The following is a 22,177-nucleotide window of genomic DNA, read 5'->3' as shown; positions in this document are numbered from 1 at the left end:
ATGAACACTCGTGAAACAGGGTTAATAGCATGGTTTGCCCGAAATCCCGTTGCAGCCAACCTACTAATGATATTTATATTAGTGGGCGGTATTTTAATGGCGATGACCATTCGCAAACAAATGTTCCCACAGTTTGAAAGCAACTGGATAAGCGTACAAGCAGTTTACCCAGGTGCAGCCCCGCAAGAGGTTGAAGAAGGCATAACCATAAAAGTTGAAGAAAACCTCGAAGGTATTGAAGGCATTAAACGCCTAATTACGTACTCTAACCGTGGTTTTTCACAAGCGTGGATTGAAATAGAAGAGCAATACAATCCACAAGAAGTACTTGATGAAATTAAAGTACAAGTTGATTCAATAAACACCTTTCCTGCGGGAATGGAGCGCCCTGTTGTGCGCCGCGATAAGTTTGAGCAAGAGGTAATGATACTCGCGCTTTACGGCGACATGAGTAACTACCAGTTAAAAGAGCTTGGCAACGATATAAAAGACGAGCTACAAGCACTGCCTCACGTTAACCTTGTTAATTTTAACGGCGGCTTAGAATACGAAATTGGTATAGAAGTCAGCCCAGATAAACTGCGCGAATATGGCTTAACATTTAGAGATATTGCAGGCGCGGTGCAAAACTTTTCGGCAAATATGTCTGCGGGGCAAATACGCTCTGAAAATGGTTATATTTCGATGCGTGTTGAAAAACAAGCCTACCGTGGTTTTGAGTTTGAAAAACTGCCACTTATTACCCTTGCTGATGGCGCACAAATTTATTTAGGCGATGTAGCAACTATTAATGATGGCTTTGAAGAAGGTCTACAATATTCAAAATACAATGGTAAAAACTCACTCTCGTTTGAAGTAAACGCATCAAAAGATCAAGACATTACCGATGTAGCAAAAGTACTTAAAAGCTACATGGCAACTAAAGAGCCACTTTTACCTGCAGGCGTTAAGCTCTCTCCTATTGTTGATTTAACTTACTACCTTGAAGGTCGACTCGATATGATGGTCGATAACATGATTTGGGGTGGCTTGTTAGTAATGATAGTGCTGGCACTATTTTTACCGCTACGCTTAGCATTTTGGGTAATGATGGGCTTACCGGTGTCTTTTCTGGGCGCCTTTTTGTTTATGCCTATTGGCTTTTTAGATGTAACAATTAACCTAGCCTCTCTTTTTGCCTTTATACTTGTACTCGGGATTGTTGTTGATGACGCCATAGTTGTGGGCGAGTCAGCCAGTGCCGAAATAGAAAAATACGGCCACACACTTGATAACGTAGTACGCGGTGTTAAACGTGTTGCGATGCCAGCGACCTTTGGTGTACTAACGACTATTGCGGCATTTTTACCACAAACACTCGCAACCGGCCCTGGTGCTGCTTTTTCTAAAGCCATTGGTGGCGTTATTATTTTATGTTTGATTTTTTCACTCATTGAATCAAAACTAATTTTACCTGCGCATATTGCAGCAATGAACCCGCGTAAACCAAACCCTAAAAATCTATTACATCGCTTACGTATGGTGATTGATAGCAGCTTAAAAGGCTTTGTGAATAACTACTACCTTCCTTTTGTTAGCCGCTGTATTCACTACCGCTATACCGTAATTGTTGGCTTTATGTGTTTGCTTATTGTAAGCGCAGGTATGTTTGCAGGTGGTTTAGTTAAGTTTGTACCAAACCCTAAAATACCGCACGACTTTCCACGTATTGATATAGAAATGAACCTTGCCTCATCTGAGCAAGCAACGCTTGAAACCGCACGTAAAATAGAAAGCGTGTTGTTACAGGTCGATCAGCAACTACAAGAGCAATACGGTAAACCGATGATCCGCGATTTATCAGTAAGTCTGCGCGGGCGAACGCAAGCAAATATTATGGCCATTTTGGTAGAGCCTGATTTACGCCCTATCGACACCTTTGCCCTAAGTGCGTTATGGCGTGAGCAAATGCCTGCCCTACCAGGCATTAAAACCATGACCATTCAAGACAGTATAATGAATGGCGGTCGAGATGATGGCGACGTTAGCTTTAAACTTGAAGGCAAAAATGCTGACGAGCTAAAAGAAGTGGCTGGTAAATTAAAAGCTAAATTACAAACAATGGAAGGCGTTGGCGACGTAAACGATTCAATGCAAAGCGCTACCGACGAAGTGCAACTTGATTTAAAACCACTCGCTTACAGCATGGGTTTAACGCTTGCTGATGTAGCGTCGCAAGTTAGCTTTAGTTACTACGGCTTAGAAGCGCAGCGAATATTGCGTGAAGGCGAAGAAATTAAAGTGATGATCCGCTACCCAGAAGACGAACGTAACTCAATTAGTGACATCGCAAGCGTGCGTATTATTACGCCTACTGGCGCTGAAGTACCGCTAAGTGAAATAGCCGAAGTTAAGCTGGTTGACGGTGTAAACCGTATTCGCCGCGAAAACTCTAAACGCACTGTAAACGTATGGGCTGCGGTAAATACCGACCAAGCCGAACCATTTGCTATTGCAGAAGAAATTCGTGATGAATACTTACCAACATTACTTAAAAGCTACCCTGGCGTTACAAGTGATGTAGCTGGGCGCATTCAAGAAGAGATGGATAGTGCTTCAGAGCAGCTTCGTGACTTTGGTATATCAATGATGATTATATTTGCCTTGTTAGCGATTCCGCTTCGTTCTTACTCGCAGCCACTTATTATAATGTCGGTTATTCCGTTTGGTGTAGTTGGCGCGATGTTTGGCCATATGATTTTAGGTATGACTATGAGCAGCTTATCGATGTTTGGCATTATTGCTGTAGCAGGTGTGGTCGTAAATGACTCCCTCGTTATGGTTGATTTTGTAAACAAAGCACGCGCTGAAGGCGTTGCGATTAAGGATGCTGTAATGCAAGCCGGTGCTCGTCGCTTTAGAGCGATATTACTTACCTCAATCACTACCTTTATTGGTGTAATGCCAATTATTTTTGAAACAAGTTTACAAGCTAAAATTGTTATCCCAATGGCTGTATCACTTGCTTTTGGTGTGTTATTTGCCACAGTAATTACACTGATACTTATACCGTGCCAGTATGTTGCACTAGAAGATGCTAAACGATTAGTACGTAAAATGCGTGGCAAGCCACCACTAGTAGATGCCCAACCAGCGCCTACTCACAGCTAAATTAAGTAACATCCCAACCAAAAAAGCTCGGCATATTATGCCGAGCTTTTTATTTTTAGCTTAAAAATAATATTCACCTATTTGCTAACAATACTTCTATTACTTATTTTTTAACACGCAGGATAACTTTGGCAACAGTCCTAATAATTGAGAGAAATATTGCTCGTTTTTTATCCCTAATACGTTATGGTATTTAAATAATAAATAGACATAATAAAATTAAGGAACAGCCATGAATACATCTCCCTCTGATCACATTCCTCAAGAAGCCTTTGATTGGTATGACGAATACGCCCACGGTTTAATGGACCGACGTACTTTTATGAAAAAACTCGGTGGCCTTGCTGCTCTTGGCTTTTCGATGGCTGTACTTACATCAGCATTATTACCTAATTACGCATTGGCTGAACAAGTATCGTTTAATGACGATGATATTAAAGCAACATACGAAGAATTTGATTCGCCAGACGGGCACGGTAAAGGCAAAGGTTACTTAGCAACCCCTAAAAATGTAGAAGGTAAGCTTCCAGTTGTGCTTGTGGTCCACGAAAACCGTGGATTAAACCCATACGTAAAGGATGTAGCAAGACGCTTAGCCAAAGTGGGCTTTATTGCATTTGCACCCGACGCGCTCTTTCCACTGGGTGGCTACCCTGGTAACGATGATGAAGGACGCGCTATGCAAAAAACTATGGACAGAGCTAAAATTCAAAACGATTTTGTAGCTGCTGCGCACTTTTTAAAATCGCATGCTAACAGTAACGGTAAGTTAGGCGCTGTTGGTTTTTGTTTTGGCGGCTACATTGTTAATTATTTAGCGGCAGTAGATAGTAATTTAATTAGTGCTGGAGTGCCTTTTTACGGCACTCCAGCCAGTGAAAGTTTACGTAAAAATATTAAAGCACCGTTAATGATTCAATTAGGAGAACTGGATAAACGTGTAAACGCGTCATGGCCACAGTACGAACAAGATTTAAAAGCTAATAATGTTGAATACACTATGCATATGTATAAAGGGGCAAATCATGGTTTTCATAACGACTCTACAGGTCGATATGATAAAGGCAATGCCGAGCTTGCATGGCAACGTACCGTTGAGTTTTTTAATAAAAAGCTAAGTTAGCGAATACGATAAATGCCACCAGCTCTAAGCCAGTGGCATTATTAAGTAGACTAATTAGCTCAGTACGCTTTTATCAATAATTCCTTTATTTACCAACTGCTGCAAAATAGCTTGGGATTTTGCTCTGCATGCATCACGTAGTAAACGCACCGCCGGAGTTATTGATTGCCTACTTGGGCAAATAAGCCAAAGTTCACCATTAACATGTTGATAATCTTGCATTACAGTAACCACCCTGTCATTGAGTAAATCATCAGCTATATCAAGGGCTGATTTTACAGCCAAGCCTTTACCCGCAACGCACCAGCGCCTTACTAAATCGCCATCGTTTGAGGCGCGCCTACCGTCCATTTTAACTTTATATTTTGACTCACCATCGGTGAATTCCCACGTATTATTTGTAATATCCTGCAACTGATAAAACAAACCTTGATGCGATGCTAAATCATCAGGATGCACAGGAGCCCCATTTCGTAAGAGGTACTCGTCAGTTGCACATAACAAGCGCGGTACGTTACAAATTTTGAAACCATAAACGCTAGCATCATTAGGCGAGCCATAACGAAGCGCTATATCAACTGAGTCACGGTAAAAGTCGATATTACTATCACTTATATGCGTTCTTAAACTTAGCTTTGGATAAGTGTCCATAAGTTCATCAATCCATGGGATCACTAAGTTACGCCCTAAGTCAGATGAAAGGGCAACACGCAATTCGCCTTCTATTTCGTCGTGCTCACCTTTAAGGTTTTGCTTTGCAAGCTCAAGTACTGCCAAAGCCTGCTCACATTGTGGTATGTAGCGCTCCCCAGCACCCGATAGCCTCAAATGACGTGTTGTACGAACAAACAGTTCACTACCAAGGGCTGACTCAACACGTTTAATAGCAGCGCTTGCTGTGGCTGTACGCATATCTAACTTAGCAGCTGCGAGCGTAATACTTCTAAACTCAGCGACTTTTAAAATAAGTTTTAAATCTTCTATGTTCATGTTATCTATTTATATTTGATAATGATTCAACAATTATGCGGTTTATCTATGTTAAAGCAAGGTCTATTATATATCTATCAGCTCGCCAAAGCATGGCTTGCACCTTATATGTAAACAAACTAGGACATTTATTATGAAAGCCATTGGTTATAAAAAATCTCTTCCTATTACTAACCCTGAATCGTTAATTGATGTTGAATTACCACAGCCAGTTGCAACAGGTCGCGATTTACTTATAAAAGTTAAAGCTATTGCAGTTAACCCAGTAGATTACAAAGTGCGTGCATCTATGCCCCCTGCTGAGGGTGAAGTAAAAGTTATTGGTTGGGATGCCGTTGGTGAAGTTGTTGCAATCGGCGATGCTGTAACGGCATTTAAACTCGGTGATGCGGTTTATTACGCTGGTGATATTACTCGCCCAGGTAGTAATGCAGAATTTCAATTAGTGGATGAGCGCATTGTAGGATTTAAACCGCAGAGCTTAAACGATGCTGAAGCTGCTGCATTACCCCTTACCGCAATAACAGCGTACGAATTATTATTTGAGCATTTAAACATTGTAAAACAAGCTGCTGATGCAACAACAAAATCAGACGAAGTTATTTTAGTAACAGGTGCCGCAGGCGGCGTTGGCTCTATTTTTATTCAAATTGCTAAAGCGATTACTGGCGCAACGGTGATTGCCACTGCATCGCGCGAAAGCTCACAAGCATGGGTTAAAAAACTAGGTGCTGATTATGTTGTTGATCATACAAAACCATTACCCGCTCAAATTGACGCATTAAACATTGGCTCGGTAACACATGTAGCAAGCCTGCACAGTACTGATACTTACTTAGAAGCATATACAGACGTACTTGCACCATTTGGTAAAATTGCAATGATTGACGATCCTGAGTCACTCGATGTAAGTAAATTAAAAATGAAGAGTTTATCTCTACATTGGGAATTTATGTTTGCCCGCTCAATGTTTAACGCCAAAGATTTAATTGAGCAAAGTAAGTTATTAAATCATGTTGCCGATTTGATTGACCAAGGCTACATTCAAACAACGATTGGTAAAAATTTAGGCATTATAAATGCGGCTAACCTGCGTATTGCACACGCAGAACTTGAAGAAGGTCGCTCTATTGGCAAAATAGTGTTGGAAGGTTTTTAATTCCATAAATACTAAACACGCGCTGCCTGAATTAATTGAAGGCACCAATGCAATTGGTGTCTTCAGCCAATATTTCGGGGTGGCTATTAGTGTATTTATATTTATTAAAGAAGCTATTACCTAATAATATTTGATAATTATTCAACCATATACCTGTTTATCATATTGTAATAACCCACTACTATCCGTACCTAGCTATATTGATAGGCCTTATTTTACGTAGATATCAATTGAATCAAATAAGTAGAGTGATTTAAAAACACGATATTATTTTTGTAATAAATTTTTAAAAGGGTTTGTTTTTACTAAAACTGACTCAACATAGTAAATACTGGTAAAACACCTACTCAATGGAGAAACTAATGACTCACCCTATTATTAATGACTTAGAAAAGCGTTACACAGCAAAACGTTACGATGCAACGAAACGTGTATCTCAAGACGATTTAGCCGTTATTTACGAAGCTATGCGCCTATCTCCATCATCTATTAACTCGCAGCCTTGGAAATTCATCGTAATTGAATCAGATGAGGCTAAAGAGCGTATGCATAGTACATTTGCTAATAAATTTGCGTTTAACCAGCCACATATTAAAACAGCTTCGCATATAATATTGTTCGCTCACAATCCTAAATATACCCGCGATGACTACGCACAAGTTATTGATGCAGATATTAAAAATGGCCGTACTAAAGCAGAAAATCGCGAACAAGCTTTTGGTGCTTATGCGTTTGTTGATATGAATACTGATGAGCAAGGCGTTAATGAAGAGTGGACTAAAGCACAAACTTACATTGCACTGGGTAACACTATGCATGCCGCTGCACGTTTAGGCATTGATTCAACCCCAATGGAAGGCGTAGATGCACAGCTGATTGGCGAAGTCTTTGAAAAAGAACTTGATGGTTACGTATGCGACGTCGCATTAGTACTTGGCTATCATGATAGCGCTGAAGATTATAATGCTAAATTACCTAAATCTCGCTTAGCAAAAGAGCAAGTTATTCAGGTTTTATAAGTAATACGTTATAAACTTAAATGATAACAATATTAAAAAACCACTTATTTAAATAAGTGGTTTTTTTGCTTTAAAGCAGTTTAACTTACTTTGCGCTGTGCAGCCTGAATGTATTGCACTAAATCTTCAATAGAAACCACGGTCATATTATGTTTATTAGCATAATCACTCACCTCAGGTAAGCGCGCCATTGAACCATCAGGATTTGTCAGTTCGCAAATTACGCCAAATGGTTTTAAGCCGGCAAGTTGCATTAAATCAACGGATGCTTCGGTATGACCGCGACGCACTAATACGCCACCCGTTTGTGCCTTTAAACCAAATACATGCCCTGGGCGCGATAAATCACTTGGTTTTGCATTATCCGCTGTCGCTGCTTTTATAGTAGTTACTCTATCAGCAGCAGACACACCTGTTGTTACGCCATGCTTAGCTTCAATAGTGACTGTATAAGCGGTGTTATTTTGACTCGTATTGTTAGCTACCATTTGCGGTAAGTCGAGCTGGTTAATACGCTCCTCTCCCATGCATAAACAAACAATACCGCTGCCTTCGCGGATCATTTCAGCCATTTGAGAAGTCGTTAAGTGCTCAGCTGAAAATACAAAGTCGCCTTCATTTTCACGGTTTTCATCATCAACAACAAGTACGCCTTGCCCTTGCTGTAGTGCAATAATTGCGCTTTGTACGCGGGTATGGCTTTCGCCGAATTGAGTAAGTAGAGACTGAATCATCATTATATTCCAAATAAAAAATAATAGATTCAGGACTGTGAAAGGATCAGTAATTTATCGCCTAAAATTTAAAGCGAACACCACCAAAATAGCTTAGATAAAATAACAAAAAGCACGCAGCAAAATGCAGCGCACACTGTTATACCAATAACATTAAATTAGTAACTAATTATAGCGCTAAGAAAATAGTTCACTTAATGCGATACAACGATCATGTTTTTAACAAAATTGGTTTTAGTATAATAAGCCATATTCTCTTTCATCCGGACTGTAACCGTCGGCTCTGGCATCTCACCAGATCTGCTTGACCTTTACTTAACCTAATTACTGTAAAAATAAGTTAAATAAAGCGCTCGCGGGCTCATTTAAGTTACAAATAACATTAAACATACCGCCGGTGGGGAATTTCACCCCGCCCTGAGAATTTACAGTAAGCGTTAGCACTTACTGCAAGCCTATTATACGCTTGTATTTATTTGTTTTTCAAAACTAAACACAATAAAAACTACGAAAGTTGAATATTTAACGATGCGCACTCCACAATACCTTCGTTTATATCTGCAACCAGCGTACAGGTAGCACCATTGACCAAATTTAAGTTAGGTTGAACGTGCCCTACATCTGCATCAAAAATCACAGGAAATAAACACCCACCTAACGCTACATCTAACGCATGGCGATAGTCAAAGGCATCGTAATGACTTTGTGTTATTTCACTTCGCCCTAAAACCAAGCCATTGATGTCATCAAATATACCGGCTAATTTTAATGATAGTAAAAATCGTGCAACGGTTGTGGGTGTTAGCTCTGAGTTTTCGAGGTATAAAATAAGCCCTTCGGGCGCACTGTCCTTTTTAAACTCATGCAGCGCTAAAAATGGCGAGTCGAGCAATAAACCTACGGTATCTAAACACCCACCAAATAAGCGACCAGACATTTCTATAGTACGTTTATCTGTGTAGTTTAAACATTGCCAGTTTGTGGGCTCACTCGGACTGAGTAGTTCGTTCGGGTTTTGCGCGTAATTAGGCTTATTTTTTTGATATAAAGAAGAAGGACCTTGCTCAAATTTACTACCGGCTTCGTAGGTCAGAGTTTCAAATATTTGTAGGCTATACGGATTTTTTTCATCTGGGTGTAACTGCATAAGATTGGCGCTGTGAAGGGTTGCCCATTGGCACTTAGCAGTGAGTGCACATGCAATAGTACTCACATCAGAAAAACCAACTAACCACTTAGGCTTTGCTTCTTTAATGGCGTTAAAATCAAGTAGTGGCAGTATTTCCATTGCCAGCTCACCACCCATTGGCGGCATAATCGCATCTATTTCATCATCTAATAAAAAACCCATTAGCTGCTTAGCATGCGCTTTAGCATTAAGCTGTTCACGTGGTTTGTTTTGACGTAAAAACTCGCCTTCAACAACATCATACCCTCGTTGTTGTAGTCCATTTATAACTATATCTAATCGTCCGTGATACTTTTCTTTTAGCCCAGATGAAAGCGAGCAAATAGCAATTTTAGAGCCTACTTTTAAAGGCGCTGGGTAAAGTATATTAGCCATTGAGTGTTCCTTTTTAATAATACCAACCTGCATAAATCTTTGATCAATTTAACGAATTAAATTGCACTATAACGTCGTTAAAAGTTTTTTATTTAGAACACTAGATATAAAAACTTTTGCCTAGTTCTAGCGTAATTTTCTTAACGTTAAATAGACCCCATATATAAGCAGATTGGTATAAAGTGATTATGTACCTATATCATCATGCTTACTCTTTATACAATATGAACGCTCTTATTAGTATAGTGATTTATTTAAGGCATAAAAAAACCGATGTAAATACATCGGTTTTTATTTAAAACGTTAAAGTGAGTTATGCGTTAAAGATACTCAACTTCAATGATTTCGTACTCAACGATACCTTTTGGCGTTTGAATAGACACTGCGTCGTCCATTTGTTTACCAATTAAGCCACGTGCAATCGGTGAATTAACAGAAATTAAGTTGTTTTTAATATCTGCTTCATCATCGCCTACGATACGGTATTTTACTTCTGCATCAGTATCTACATTTACTATAGTTACTGTTGTGCCAAAAATAACTTTGCCCGTATTTGGCATTTTAGTTACATCGATAATTTGAACATTTGAAAGCTTTGCTTCAATTTCTTGAATACGACCTTCACAAAAACCCTGTTGCTCACGCGCAGCGTGGTACTCAGCGTTTTCTTTTAAGTCACCATGTTCACGTGCAACCGCAATATCACTTACGATTTTAGGACGGGTAACTGTTTTTAATTCGTTAAGCTCTTTGCGCAGTAAATCTGCGCCACGAACTGTCATCGGAATTGATTGCATACTTTTCTCACTTAACACCAAGGCCCTAGTTGGCCTTGGCACATTTCCTTAGTTCAATCGCAGGTGTAGCTCTTGAACTGACGTTACTTTACTACGGTCATCTGCTTTGTTAGCAGTACAGTTAGCAAAAGCTGCGTTCAAGGTTGTCGTATAGTTGGTTTTATTTTGCAATGCACCACGACGTAACACCTTCGAATCTTCGATCGCTTGGCGACCTTCGGTGGTATTAACGATATAGCTGTACTCTTTATTCTTGATATAATCAAGAATATGCGGTCGGCCTTCATATACTTTGTTTACACGTCGTACTTCAATGCCAGCTTCTTCAAGAGCTTGTGCCGTGCCACCTGTTGCGTCAAGTTCAAAACCTAAGTCGGTCATGATCTTGGCTAATTCAACAATGCGTGGCTTATCGCTATTACGAACAGATAATAACGCGCGACCACCGCGTGGTAAAGTGTTGCTTGCACCTAATTGTGCTTTTGCGAATGCTTCGGCGAAAGTATCACCAACACCCATCACTTCACCCGTTGAGCGCATCTCAGGGCCACGAATTGGATCCACACCCTGAAACTTAGCAAATGGTAAAACAACTTCTTTAACGCTGTAATAAGGAGGGATCACTTCTTTAGTAATACCTTGGCTTGCCAAAGACTGACCCGCCATACAACGAGCCGCCACTTTTGCAAGCGCTACACCGGTTGCTTTTGATACAAACGGTACAGTACGTGCGGCACGCGGGTTAACTTCAATTAAGTACACTTTGCCATCTTTTACAGCAAACTGTGTATTCATTAAGCCAACAACACCAAGCTCAAGCGCCATATCGGTTACTTGCTTGCGCATTACATCTTGCACTTCTTGCGATAAAGAATGTGCTGGTAATGAACATGCTGAGTCACCAGAGTGAACACCGGCTTGCTCAATGTGCTCCATGATACCGCCAATAATTACTTGCTCGCCGTCGCAAATTGCGTCAACGTCAACTTCAATTGCGTTATCTAAGAAACGGTCAAGTAATACAGGTGCTTCGTTTGATGCAGATACAGCTTCGGTCATGTAGCGACGTAAATCGTCTTCATCATATACAATTTCCATTGCACGACCACCTAGTACATACGACGGACGTACAACGAGTGGGAAACCAATTTCAACTGATTTAAGTAGTGCTTCTTCAGTTGAAGTTACTGTTGCATTTTCTGGCTGAAGTAAGTTCAGGCGCTCAACAAGTTGTTGGAAACGTTCGCGATCTTCTGCACGGTCAATCGCATCAGGTGAGGTACCTATTACTGGCACGCCATTCGCTTCAAGCTCACGTGCTAATTTAAGTGGTGTTTGACCACCGTACTGCACGATAACGCCTTTTGGCTTTTCAACACGTACGATTTCAAGTACGTCTTCAAGTGTAATTGGCTCAAAGTATAGTCTATCAGATGTATCGTAATCGGTAGAAACCGTCTCAGGGTTACAGTTAACCATAATGGTTTCATAGCCGTCTTCGCGAAGCGCAAGCGAGGCATGTACACAACAGTAATCAAATTCAATACCTTGGCCGATACGGTTAGGACCGCCACCAATAACCATGATTTTGTCTTTATCTGTTGGGTTTGCTTCACACTCTTCATCGTAAGATGAGTACATGTAAGCTGTGTCTGAGCTAAATTCTGCGGCGCACGTATCAACACGCTTGTATACTGGCACGATGTTTAATAGGTGACGTTTTTTACGAATTTCAGCTTCAGATACACCAGCAATTTCAGCTATACGTGGATCTGCGAAACCTTTGCGTTTAAGTTTACGTAGGAAGTCGGCATTTAAACCAGCCATACCTACTTCACCAATTTTTGCTTCGTCTTTTAAAATATCTTCTATTTGTACTAAGAACCAGCGATTAACTTTAGTCAGCTCATAAACATCATCAACGCTCATACCATGGCGCATTGCATCGGCAATGTACCAGATACGCTCAGCACCTGGCTCGCGTAATTCGCGGATGATTTTTTCTTTCGCTTTAGGGTCATCAAGTGCAACTATTGGGTTAAAACCTGTTGCGCCCACTTCAAGACCACGTAATGCTTTGTGTAATGATTCTTGTTGGTTACGACCAATCGCCATTACTTCGCCAACCGATTTCATTTGCGTAGTTAAGCGGTCGTTAGCACCGGCAAATTTTTCAAAGTTAAAGCGAGGAATTTTTGTTACAACGTAATCGATTGAAGGCTCAAAAGACGCTGGAGTTTTACCGCCAGTAATATCGTTTTGAAGCTCGTCAAGCGTGTAACCTACTGCTAGCTTTGCAGCAATTTTAGCAATTGGGAAACCCGTTGCTTTTGATGCAAGTGCAGATGAACGTGATACGCGTGGGTTCATCTCAATAATAACCATACGGCCATCTTCAGGATTAATACCAAACTGCACGTTAGAACCGCCAGTTTCTACACCAATTTCACGTAATACCGCCATAGAGGCGTTACGCATAATTTGGTATTCTTTGTCGGTTAGCGTTTGCGCTGGTGCAACGGTGATTGAATCGCCAGTGTGAACACCCATAGGGTCAAAGTTTTCAATGGTACAAACAATAATACAGTTATCGTTTTTATCACGTACAACTTCTGTTTCGTACTCTTTCCAACCAATCAGTGATTCATCAATCAATAATTCGTTTGTTGGCGATAAGTCTAAACCGCGCTCACAAATTTCTTCAAACTCTTCCATGTTGTAAGCAACACCGCCACCGGTGCCACCCATGGTGAAAGAAGGACGAATGATACATGGTAAGCCAATTCGGCTCATTGTATCTTTAGCTTCTTCCATTGAGTGAGCAATTTCAGCACGAGGACATTCAAGGCCAATGTTTTTCATTGCTACGTCAAAGCGTTCACGGTTTTCTGCTTTGTCGATTGCATCCGCCGTTGCGCCAATTAGCTCAACGCCGTGCTTAGCCAATACACCGTGCTTGTCTAAATCAAGTGCACAGTTTAATGCTGTTTGACCACCCATTGTAGGCAGTACTGCATCTGGCTTTTCTTTTTCAATAATTTTTTCTACCACTTCCCAGTGAATTGGTTCGATGTAGGTAGCATCGGCCATTTCAGGATCGGTCATGATAGTTGCAGGGTTTGAGTTAACTAATATAACTCTATAGCCTTCTTCTCTAAGTGCTTTACACGCTTGAGCACCAGAGTAGTCAAATTCACAAGCTTGACCAATTACAATTGGGCCTGCGCCTAAGATAAGAATGCTTTTTATGTCGGTACGTTTTGGCATTATTACTCCAGTTAAATTAGTGTTTACGCGCTTGCATCAAATCGATGAAGTGGTCAAATAATGGTGCTGCATCGTGTGGACCTGGACTTGCTTCAGGGTGACCCTGGAAGCTAAACGCAGGCTTATCAGTACGATGAATACCTTGAAGCGTTCCATCAAATAACGATTTATGCGTGGCACGAAGCGTACTTGGTAGGCTTGATTCTTGAGCTGCAAAACCATGGTTTTGAGCTGTGATCATAACTACATTACGGTCTAGGTCTTTAACTGGGTGGTTACCACCGTGGTGACCAAATTTCATTTTTTCTGTTTTAGCACCTGAGGCAAGAGCTAATAACTGATGACCTAAACAGATACCAAAAATAGGTGTGTCGGTTTCTAAAAAGGCTTGAATGGCTTCAATAGCGTAAGTACATGGCTCAGGGTCGCCAGGGCCATTAGATAGGAAGATACCATCAGGGTTTAAAGCAAGTACGTCAGCGGCAGAAGTTTGCGCTGGTACTACTGTAAGTTTACAACCACGGTCTACAAGCATACGTAAAATATTACGTTTTACACCGAAGTCGTAGGCAACAACATGAAACTTTTCATCAGCAGCGTCAAGGGTTTTAAATCCTTCACCTAATGTCCAGCTTGATTCGCGCCACTCAAAATTTTCCTTGGTTGAGACAACTTTTGCTAAATCCATACCTTTTAAGCCTGGGAAGGCTTGCGCGGCTTGTAACGCTTTATTTTCGTCTAGCTCGTCACCGGCAACAATACACCCGTTTTGTGCGCCTTTATCACGCAAAATTCGAGTTAGCTTTCTGGTGTCGATGTCCGCAATACCTAAAATATTACGTTCTTTTAAGTAATCATCTAACGATTGCTCGTTACGAAAGTTACTTGCTAGCAGTGGCAAATCACGGATCACTAGGCCTTTAGCCCAAATTTGATTCGCTTCTTCGTCTTCGCTGTTGGTACCCGTATTACCGATATGTGGGTACGTCAAAGTTACGATTTGTTCCGCGTATGATGGATCAGTCAAAATTTCTTGATAACCAGTCATAGACGTATTGAATACCACTTCACCGACTGACATGCCGTCAGCGCCGATTGCAGTACCGCGAAACACTGTGCCGTCTTCTAGGACTAACAGAGCGGATTTAGTCAAGTTAAACCTCCTAACAGTAAAAAACGGGAGTAAGCAATTGCTTAACACCCCGCCAATACCCAGAGGGATCGTCAAAACCAGATTTTTGTGGGCTTAAATTGTTTTACGCAGTCTTAAATGATGCAGATGTAAAGCATTCAACCTTCAATCATTTTTCTTGCCTAAAACTATTTTCATTCCCACTGAAACCCTGGATTTACTAGCCACTTGGGTATAATTGGAAACACGCATTTAGTAATTTTTGGCAAATTGGCTGCATATTACATGAAGTTGCTATTTAGGTCTAACATTATTTGGTTAATTGTTACAAATAAGTCACTGTAGGTAAAATTAGACCCAAACAGTTAAAATAGTAACTAAACTACTTAAGATCTAGCACATCTTGCATATCATAAAGTCCAGCAGGTTTGTTTTTCAACCAGCTTGCAGCCCTTATAGCACCTAGAGCGAACGTCATTCTCGAACTTGCTTTATGTGTTAATTCAAGCCTTTCGCCCATTGTAGCGAAGTATGCGGTATGTTCACCTACTATATCGCCCCCTCTTAGGACAGAATAACCAATCTCATTTTGAGATTTCGCTGTTTCTACTTGGCTTCGGTCATATACCGCAACCTCGTCGTGATCCCAGCCTTTCGCTTGCGCGATTGACTCACCTATTGCCAGTGCAGTACCCGATGGTGCATCTATTTTATGACGGTGATGCGCTTCAAATATTTCGATATCTAAATCGTCACCAAACTTAGTCGCTGCAGTTTGCACAAGGTTAAGTAATACATTGACACCTACGCTGTAATTTCGCGCAAATACAATAGGGATATGTTTAGCGGCATTGTGTAATAGCGCCATATCATCATTTGTTAAACCTGTTGTGCCAATTACCATAGGAATTTTTTGTGCAACAGCTGTTTTTAAATGGTTTTTCATACCCGCTGGCAGCGTAAAGTCGATTAAAACATCTACATTATCTATTGTACTTTCGTCGCTAAAGCTAACACTGTTATCGGCTGCGCTATTTACTTGATTTACATTAATGCCTAATAGCGATGAACCACTACGAACATATGCGCCTGTAAGTTGTGTTTGCTCTTTAATTGTCACGGCTTCTAATAGGGCTAAGCCCATTCTGCCGTTAGCACCAAAAACACCTATTCGATTTGTAGTCATGGTTTTTACCTAATTTAATTTGAATCCGTTTATTAGCCATATATCCGGGCATTACAAAATACGCAGGTGGGTATTTTTATGCAGTTGGATAAATATTAATCGCTGAAAATCGCGTTGCTTTATAGATATTATCTAAAAGTCATGCAATAGTCAGGTGACCTTTTAATTTAATAATAATAACAATACCAGTTTACTTTAGCCATCTATACATTTAAACTTCTCTTTCGCGTCGATTTGGTCTTTGGCTTGCGGACGCTGCGGCTAACAACTTTTTAAAATAAAAAGTTGTACTGCTAAATTCAGCTAAAAGAGGAGTTTTGGCTGTGATAAATTTTACTGGTTATGAGGATTATGATGCAGCCATCATTTAATAAAAACAAAGCAATACTTTCTTTACTTCCCCTACTTACCTTTGTAGCGATATTTTTAGGCTCAGGTTTGTATTTACAATCGCAAGGGGTTGATTATGCTTTTTACCAACTACCTGCACCTGTTGCTATATTGCCCGCCATCATGCTTGCGTTTATTTTAAATAAAGGCACGGTAAACCAATGTGTAGAGACCTTTATTAAAGGTGCCGGACACAACAATATTATTACCATGTGTTTAATCTACTTACTTGCAGGTGCTTTTTCGGCTGTGGCAAGTGCAACCGGTGGTGTAGATGCGGTAGTAAATGCAGGCTTATCGCTTATTCCACCTTCGTTATTGCTCCCTGGTTTGTTTTTAATTGCGGCCGTTGTTTCTACTGCAATGGGAACGTCAATGGGAACAATTGGCGCCATTGGCCCTATCGCTTATGCGGTATCAATTAAAACGGGTATAGATCCAGCATTAATGGCCGGTACGATTGTATCTGGCGCTATGTTTGGCGATAACTTATCTATTATTTCAGACACCACTATTGCAGCTACGCGCACGCAAGGTTGTGAAATGAAAGACAAGTTTAAAGAAAATCTTAAAATTGCAGTCCCTGCAGCCATTCTAACAATCGCCCTGTTGTTTTATTTAACACCTGCTGCACAAGTAGTTGAAACTAAAGACTATGACATTTGGTTAGTACTTCCTTATGCCTTTATTTTAGTGTTAGCAGTTGCTGGCTTGAACGTATTTGTAGTGTTGTTTAGCGGTATTATTTTTGCCGCATTAATGGGCTTTACAGGAAGTTACGAAGGCGCAAGCTTTGTAAAAGACATTTACAAAGGCTTTACTGATATGCAGGAAATATTTTTACTTTCTATGTTTATTGGTGGCTTATCTGAATTTATTCGTATCAACGGTGGTCTTGATTACATTGCTCAAAAAATTCAAGAAATTACTAAAATCATTGCAAAATGGCACCGTAAAGTGGCAGATCAATTAGGTATCGCTGCGTTAGTTTTAACAAGTAATGTATGTATTGCTAATAATACAGTGTCTATTATTGTGGCCGGTCCTATTGCTAAAAAGCTAGCAGATGACGGTGAAATAAGCGGTAAACGCTCTGCCAGTTTACTTGATATATTTGCCTGTGTTACACAGGGTTCATTGCCATACGGTGCCCAAGCATTGTTATTAGGTGCTACGTTTAAAATTAGCCCGTGGGAAGTATCTACCTCGTCATACTACTGTTTTATTTTAGCATTTACAGCCATTGCAGTTATTTGCTTACGCCGTAATAAAGCATAGTTTAAACACCGATACTATGTTGCAGCTTAATAAGTAAGCTGCAACATATGTTAAAATAATACTCTACATATCAATCACTTTTGCTATAATGCGCGCCTTCGCGTGTCACTAAAATTATAGTTAAATACAGATATGAAATTTAAAAAATTACTTCCTCTCGTTACTTTTACATCAATTGCTTTATCGTCTTCTGCTTTTGCGGCTAATTGGAGCAGCACAGCACTACATATTAATAATGGCAACCAAAAAAACCCATTCACTGAGCAAGAGTCAAACACCACTGTTTACTCGGTTCAACATGCATCGGGTTACGATTACGGCGATAACTTCTTTTTTATCGATTACAGTAAAGACGATACCGATGATGGTTACCAAGATGCTGATTTTTATGGTGAGTGGTATTCAACGGTAAGCTTATCGGCCATTAGCGGCGAAAAAATTGACGCAGGCGCATTATTAGATGTGGGCCTTACCGGCGGTATTAACGTTGCTGGCGACGCTAAAATAATGAAATACTTGCCTGGTGTTAAATTAAGCTGGGATGTACCTGGATTTAACTTTTTTCAAACGCTATTCACAGCTTACATTGACGATAGTGAAGGTGTAGCAAAAGGCGGGGCTCCTATTGAAACAAATAGCTGGATGCTTGATGTTGCCTTTGAATACCCTTTCACTATTGGCTCACAAAAATTTAGCTTTAAAGGCCACGCTGAATACATTGCAGAACGTGAAGATGAATTTGGTAACGATGTAGAGGCGTGGATACTCGCACAGCCTATTTTAGTATGGGATATGGGCCACGCTCTTCAAATGAAAGAAAACACACTACTGCTGGGTATGGAATTACAATACTGGCACAATAAACTAGGTACTGAAGTCACTGAATCGGTACCTCAAATTCATATTGAGTGGACATTTTAAACTTTTACAATCAGCTCTTTACTCAGTAATAATAAGCGAAGCACAATTTTAGCTTCGCTTTTTTTCGTCCACGTAAAACATTTAATTGAACAGGTTTAAATACTTAGTTATTGTTGTACTTCTTTTTAAGCCAAGCGTTCGCCTTTAATAGGAGTAACTGAATGTCGTCGATTAAAGTTATTTGTTTCTCTACTTTATTAGTACTAACAAACAATGCCTTAGCTGGCACTTCTCAAGATACATCCGCCCTTTCTTATGATGCACTATTAAGCAATTACGAATACGATTTTAAGGTAAATTACTTTGCACTTGAGTCGCAAAAACAATCATTAAAAATGGCTTATATTTACTTAAAGCCTACTAAAGCCGGTATGCCTACAGTTACACTTATGCACGGCAAAAATTTTAATGCTGACTACTGGACTACAACCGCTCAATATCTGCAATCTTTAGGTTATGGGGTATTAATCCCTGATCAAATTGGTTTTGGCAAGTCGTCTAAGCCAACTAATTACCAGTATTCGTTTGCGACGCTTGCTCATCATACTCACGCGTTAATAGATTCACTTAATATTAAAGAGTCGATTGTACTTGGGCACTCTATGGGCGGGATGCTAGCGAGTCGTTTTGCATTAATGTATCCAAATACAACTAAAAAGCTAATTTTATTAAACCCTATTGGGCTTGAAAACTACCTGCAGTATGTTGATTACAAAGATACTAATTTTTTCTATAAAAACGAGCTTTCAAAAACACCGGAAGGCGTTAAACGTTATCAGCAAAAAAATTACTACGATGGTAAGTGGAATACAACATATTCAGCCTTAACTGACTTTATAACAGGGCAAATACAAGGCCCAGATAAAGAACAAATGGCATGGGTGAATGCAAAAACATACGATATGATTTTCACTCAACCTGTAATAACCGAATTTAAAGATTTAACTGTGCCAGTTAAATTAATTATTGGTACACGCGATAGAACCGGTCCAGGCCGTAACTGGAAAAAGAGGATGTTGATTACGAGCTTGGTCGATACGATAAATTAGGCAAACACGCTGCAACACTTATTCCTGACGCACAATTATTCGAACTAGATAACTTAGGGCACCTGCCGCACATTGAAGATTTTGAACGCTTTAAAAATGTATTACAAAAAGCGCTTACAACTAAATAAAGGTGAGTACTGAATACAAAAACCCCTGTAAGTAATTACTCACAGGGGTTTTTATTTAGTAATTAAACTAGATTACAGCTTACATTGTGGGTTTTTACCCTGTGCTTTAGCAGTGCTTTGCTCACTAAGTGCTTTACTCATTTGTGCTTGTAAGTCTTTAATACGACTGCTTGGCGCAGGGTGAGTTGATAAAAACTCAGGTGTTGTACCACTACCTGCTGCACTCATATTTTGCCAAAGGGTCACTGATTCTTGTGGATTAAAGCCTGCTTCCGCCATTAAATCTAAGCCAATTTCATCAGCTTCTGACTCGTGCGAACGGCTAAATGGCAAAACAACACCATACTGTGCGCCCAAACCTAGACCCTGCATAATTTCGTTACGGTATTGAATGTTACCCATTTCAAGTGCTGCACTACCAAGCTGCATACCGGTATCTAAAATAGAGCTCTGTGAAACACGTTCATTAGAATGCTCAGCAATTACGTGCCCTACTTCGTGTCCAAGTACGGTTGCTAGTTGGTCTTGATTGGTGGCTATTTTTAATAAGCCCGTATGAACCCCAATGTAACCACCAGGTAGTGCAAAAGCGTTAGCAGATTCATCTTCAAATACAACTACTTCCCAATTTTGCGACGCGTATTCTTTTGGTAATACAGCCACTACTTTTTCAGCAATGCAATTTACATATGCATTTGTTTTTGCATCTTTATTAATTGGTTGGCTTTTTTTCATATCTGCAAAACTAGCAGTGCCCATTTCACTCATTTGTTGATCTGAGTAAAGCGCTATTTGAGTGCGCCCTGTTGGTGACGTTTTACAACCGGCTAAAACGGCTGTCGCTAATACTGCAAGTACTAGTTTTTTCATGATAATTCTCTTAAGTAATGAATTTTTTATTGCTTGTAGAATAGCAAACACAGTACCAATTTAAAATATTTGCTTTATGTACCGTTATATTAAAAAAAAACAATATGACGATAAACTTAGCGGGCAAACTAAGTTTATTCAAATACAATGCCCTGTTACACTATAACCCTTGTTTTTAGTGATTGTTGAGTTTACACATGGACGCCTCAGCCTCGTCTTTTAATACCCGTATTTTATTGCCTTTATTGGCCAGTATAGTGGCGATTACGCCATTGGCGATAGATATGTACTTACCTGCCATGCTGGTAATTGCAAACGATTTACACACTAATATGCCCAATGTACAAATATCGTTGAGTATTTACTTAGCAGGCTATTCATTAGGGATGCTATTTTTTGGCCCCATTGCCGATCAAATTGGCCGCCGTAAGCTTGCACGTATCGGCTTAACCTTATTTGGTGCAAGCTCACTTGCATTGGCATTTACCACCGAAATCCATGCTTTTTGGACTCTTCGAGCAGTGCAAGCATTTACGGGAGCGGCAGCAACGGTAGTAGTACCGGGTATTATTCGCCATATTTATCAGCAAAATACAGCTAAGGGAATGTCGTATGTGTCGATGATTATGATGGTAGCGCCGTTAGTTGCCCCCTCTGTTGGCTCATTTATTTTAGGATTTTCTGTTTGGTCAACCATATTCTTGGTTCTTGCTGGGTATAGCTTTTTAATATTGGCATTTGTGCAAGTGTATCTAATTGATATTCCTATTCACAAAAACGAAAAAAAGGGTCTCGCTCTGTTTTTCGACAGCTATAAAACAGTGCTCAGTAATAAAGATGCACGTGCCGACATACTCAGTTCTATGTTTGTATCGTTTGGATTTTTTTGCTTTTTGACCTCAGTACCATTTATTTATTTAGATTTATATGAAGTGTCAGAACAGTTATTTGGTGTGTTATTTGCCTTTAACGTAATGGCGCTGATGTTTGGTAACTTTTTAAATACGCGAATTGTACCAAGGCTGGGCTCTCGAAAAATGCTCTATATTGGGCTTACATTTGGATTTGTATCGGGGCTGGCTTTGTTAACATTTAGCTTATTGCATTTATCACTTTATTATATTGTGGCTGCTATTGCGCCATTAATGATGAGCTTAGGCGTCACTGCAAGTAATGCTGACTCGCTAATATTAATGAAGTTTGAAAAAAACACAGGCACGGCAACGGCCGTAATTGGCACACTTCGTTTTGGCAGTGGCGCATTAGTTGGCCCACTACTCGCTATTATGCATGCAAAAAGCGCAGTGCCGTTTTCAAGTCTAATGTTTAGCGCTGTGTTGCTTACTATGCTCGTACAGTTAATTCACTATAAAAAAGACAAAAAAAATGCCTCAATATGAGGCATTTTTTAAAACTAATA

General features: G+C 40.0%; 15 protein-coding genes, 1 pseudogene and 1 riboswitch. Of the genes and pseudogenes, 8 read left to right on the top strand and 8 right to left on the bottom strand.

Going from position 1 to position 22,177, the window contains the following annotated elements; genetic code table 11:
• On the top strand, positions 1 to 3,150 hold the full coding sequence (locus RB214_RS07010; protein WP_309168664.1) for an efflux RND transporter permease subunit: 3,150 nt from the start codon (positions 1 to 3) through the stop codon (positions 3,148 to 3,150).
• A 232-nt stretch (positions 3,151 to 3,382) separates the two neighbouring features.
• Positions 3,383 to 4,273 (top strand): dienelactone hydrolase family protein, encoded by an 891-nt coding sequence (locus RB214_RS07005; RefSeq protein WP_309168663.1) that lies wholly within the window; start codon positions 3,383 to 3,385, stop codon positions 4,271 to 4,273.
• A 54-nt stretch (positions 4,274 to 4,327) separates the two neighbouring features.
• Here RB214_RS07005 and RB214_RS07000 read toward each other — a convergent pair whose 3' ends face one another.
• A complete protein-coding gene (locus tag RB214_RS07000; RefSeq protein ID WP_309168662.1) occupies positions 4,328 to 5,263 on the bottom strand; it encodes a LysR family transcriptional regulator in 936 nt (311 codons plus the stop codon).
• Between the two features lie 133 nt (positions 5,264 to 5,396).
• On the opposite strand from RB214_RS07000, the gene RB214_RS06995 reads away from it, so the two are divergent.
• Both RB214_RS06995 and RB214_RS06990 read left to right on the top strand, forming a co-directional pair.
• A complete protein-coding gene (locus RB214_RS06995; RefSeq protein WP_290192570.1) occupies positions 5,397 to 6,422 on the top strand; it encodes a zinc-binding alcohol dehydrogenase family protein in 1,026 nt (341 codons plus the stop codon).
• Between the two features lie 362 nt (positions 6,423 to 6,784).
• Positions 6,785 to 7,441: a nitroreductase family protein gene (locus RB214_RS06990; protein WP_024606134.1), complete on the top strand. Its 657-nt coding sequence runs from the start codon at positions 6,785 to 6,787 to the stop codon at positions 7,439 to 7,441.
• Positions 7,442 to 7,521: 80 nt separating this feature from the next.
• On the opposite strand, the gene ribB is transcribed toward RB214_RS06990, so the two are convergent.
• The 6 genes from ribB to dapB form a co-directional block, all read right to left on the bottom strand.
• Positions 7,522 to 8,175, bottom strand: coding sequence for a 3,4-dihydroxy-2-butanone-4-phosphate synthase (ribB, locus tag RB214_RS06985; RefSeq protein WP_309168972.1), 654 nt, complete (start codon positions 8,173 to 8,175; stop codon positions 7,522 to 7,524).
• A 247-nt stretch (positions 8,176 to 8,422) separates the two neighbouring features.
• A riboswitch (FMN riboswitch) is annotated at positions 8,423 to 8,604 on the bottom strand.
• A 76-nt stretch (positions 8,605 to 8,680) separates the two neighbouring features.
• Complete coding sequence (locus RB214_RS06980; RefSeq protein WP_309168661.1) at positions 8,681 to 9,739, bottom strand: LD-carboxypeptidase; 1,059 nt, start codon at positions 9,737 to 9,739, stop codon at positions 8,681 to 8,683.
• 320 nt (positions 9,740 to 10,059) lie between these two features.
• A complete protein-coding gene (gene greA, locus RB214_RS06975; protein ID WP_149592013.1) occupies positions 10,060 to 10,536 on the bottom strand; it encodes a transcription elongation factor GreA in 477 nt (158 codons plus the stop codon).
• A gap of 48 nt (positions 10,537 to 10,584) precedes the next feature.
• Entirely contained in the window at positions 10,585 to 13,803 is a 3,219-nt protein-coding gene (carB, locus tag RB214_RS06970) for a carbamoyl-phosphate synthase large subunit (RefSeq protein WP_039487473.1), read from the bottom strand.
• Positions 13,804 to 13,819: 16 nt separating this feature from the next.
• Complete coding sequence (gene carA, locus RB214_RS06965) at positions 13,820 to 14,956, bottom strand: glutamine-hydrolyzing carbamoyl-phosphate synthase small subunit (protein ID WP_004335400.1); 1,137 nt, start codon at positions 14,954 to 14,956, stop codon at positions 13,820 to 13,822.
• A 361-nt stretch (positions 14,957 to 15,317) separates the two neighbouring features.
• The gene (gene dapB, locus RB214_RS06960; protein WP_309168660.1) at positions 15,318 to 16,121 is read right to left on the bottom strand and encodes a 4-hydroxy-tetrahydrodipicolinate reductase; all 804 of its coding nucleotides are present in this window, start codon (positions 16,119 to 16,121) and stop codon (positions 15,318 to 15,320) included.
• A 354-nt stretch (positions 16,122 to 16,475) separates the two neighbouring features.
• Here dapB and RB214_RS06955 point away from each other — a divergent pair, with 354 nt between their 5' ends.
• The 3 genes and pseudogenes from RB214_RS06955 to RB214_RS06945 all read left to right on the top strand — a co-directional run bounded on the left by RB214_RS06955 (position 16,476) and on the right by RB214_RS06945 (position 19,887).
• Positions 16,476 to 17,789 (top strand): Na+/H+ antiporter NhaC family protein, encoded by a 1,314-nt coding sequence (locus tag RB214_RS06955; RefSeq protein WP_309168971.1) that lies wholly within the window; start codon positions 16,476 to 16,478, stop codon positions 17,787 to 17,789.
• Positions 17,790 to 17,921: 132 nt separating this feature from the next.
• Positions 17,922 to 18,710 (top strand): nucleoside-binding protein, encoded by a 789-nt coding sequence (locus RB214_RS06950; protein WP_309168659.1) that lies wholly within the window; start codon positions 17,922 to 17,924, stop codon positions 18,708 to 18,710.
• A 161-nt stretch (positions 18,711 to 18,871) separates the two neighbouring features.
• Positions 18,872 to 19,887: pseudogene (locus RB214_RS06945) on the top strand (alpha/beta fold hydrolase).
• Positions 19,888 to 19,959: 72 nt separating this feature from the next.
• Here the strand turns inward: RB214_RS06945 and RB214_RS06940 are convergent.
• On the bottom strand, positions 19,960 to 20,757 hold the full coding sequence (locus tag RB214_RS06940) for a M48 family metallopeptidase (protein WP_197173854.1): 798 nt from the start codon (positions 20,755 to 20,757) through the stop codon (positions 19,960 to 19,962).
• 197 nt (positions 20,758 to 20,954) lie between these two features.
• On the opposite strand from RB214_RS06940, the gene RB214_RS06935 reads away from it, so the two are divergent.
• On the top strand, positions 20,955 to 22,157 hold the full coding sequence (locus tag RB214_RS06935) for a Bcr/CflA family efflux MFS transporter (protein WP_182197406.1): 1,203 nt from the start codon (positions 20,955 to 20,957) through the stop codon (positions 22,155 to 22,157).
• The last annotated feature ends 20 nt before the right edge of the window (positions 22,158 to 22,177 follow it).

The organism is Pseudoalteromonas sp. HL-AS1 (assembly GCF_031198785.1).
GTDB lineage: Bacteria > Pseudomonadota > Gammaproteobacteria > Enterobacterales > Alteromonadaceae > Pseudoalteromonas > Pseudoalteromonas distincta.
The sequence above is the reverse complement of the archived record's forward strand: the minus strand, read 5'-3'. Positions and strand labels throughout refer to the sequence as shown.

Excerpts from the sequence above, each read along its gene's own strand:
- RB214_RS07010 (WP_309168664.1), top strand. The coding sequence starts at position 1 with ATGAACACTCGTGAAACAGGGTTAATAGCATGGTTTGCCCGAAATCCC.
- RB214_RS07005 (WP_309168663.1), top strand. The coding sequence starts at position 3,383 with ATGAATACATCTCCCTCTGATCACATTCCTCAAGAAGCCTTTGATTGG.
- RB214_RS07000 (WP_309168662.1), bottom strand. The coding sequence starts at position 5,263 with ATGAACATAGAAGATTTAAAACTTATTTTAAAAGTCGCTGAGTTTAGA.
- RB214_RS06995 (WP_290192570.1), top strand. The coding sequence starts at position 5,397 with ATGAAAGCCATTGGTTATAAAAAATCTCTTCCTATTACTAACCCTGAA.
- RB214_RS06990 (WP_024606134.1), top strand. The coding sequence starts at position 6,785 with ATGACTCACCCTATTATTAATGACTTAGAAAAGCGTTACACAGCAAAA.
- ribB (WP_309168972.1), bottom strand. The coding sequence starts at position 8,175 with ATGATTCAGTCTCTACTTACTCAATTCGGCGAAAGCCATACCCGCGTA.
- RB214_RS06980 (WP_309168661.1), bottom strand. The coding sequence starts at position 9,739 with ATGGCTAATATACTTTACCCAGCGCCTTTAAAAGTAGGCTCTAAAATT.
- greA (WP_149592013.1), bottom strand. The coding sequence starts at position 10,536 with ATGCAATCAATTCCGATGACAGTTCGTGGCGCAGATTTACTGCGCAAA.
- carB (WP_039487473.1), bottom strand. The coding sequence starts at position 13,803 with ATGCCAAAACGTACCGACATAAAAAGCATTCTTATCTTAGGCGCAGGC.
- dapB (WP_309168660.1), bottom strand. The coding sequence starts at position 16,121 with ATGACTACAAATCGAATAGGTGTTTTTGGTGCTAACGGCAGAATGGGC.
- RB214_RS06955 (WP_309168971.1), top strand. The coding sequence starts at position 16,476 with ATGCAGCCATCATTTAATAAAAACAAAGCAATACTTTCTTTACTTCCC.
- RB214_RS06950 (WP_309168659.1), top strand. The coding sequence starts at position 17,922 with ATGAAATTTAAAAAATTACTTCCTCTCGTTACTTTTACATCAATTGCT.
- RB214_RS06940 (WP_197173854.1), bottom strand. The coding sequence starts at position 20,757 with ATGAAAAAACTAGTACTTGCAGTATTAGCGACAGCCGTTTTAGCCGGT.
- RB214_RS06935 (WP_182197406.1), top strand. The coding sequence starts at position 20,955 with ATGGACGCCTCAGCCTCGTCTTTTAATACCCGTATTTTATTGCCTTTA.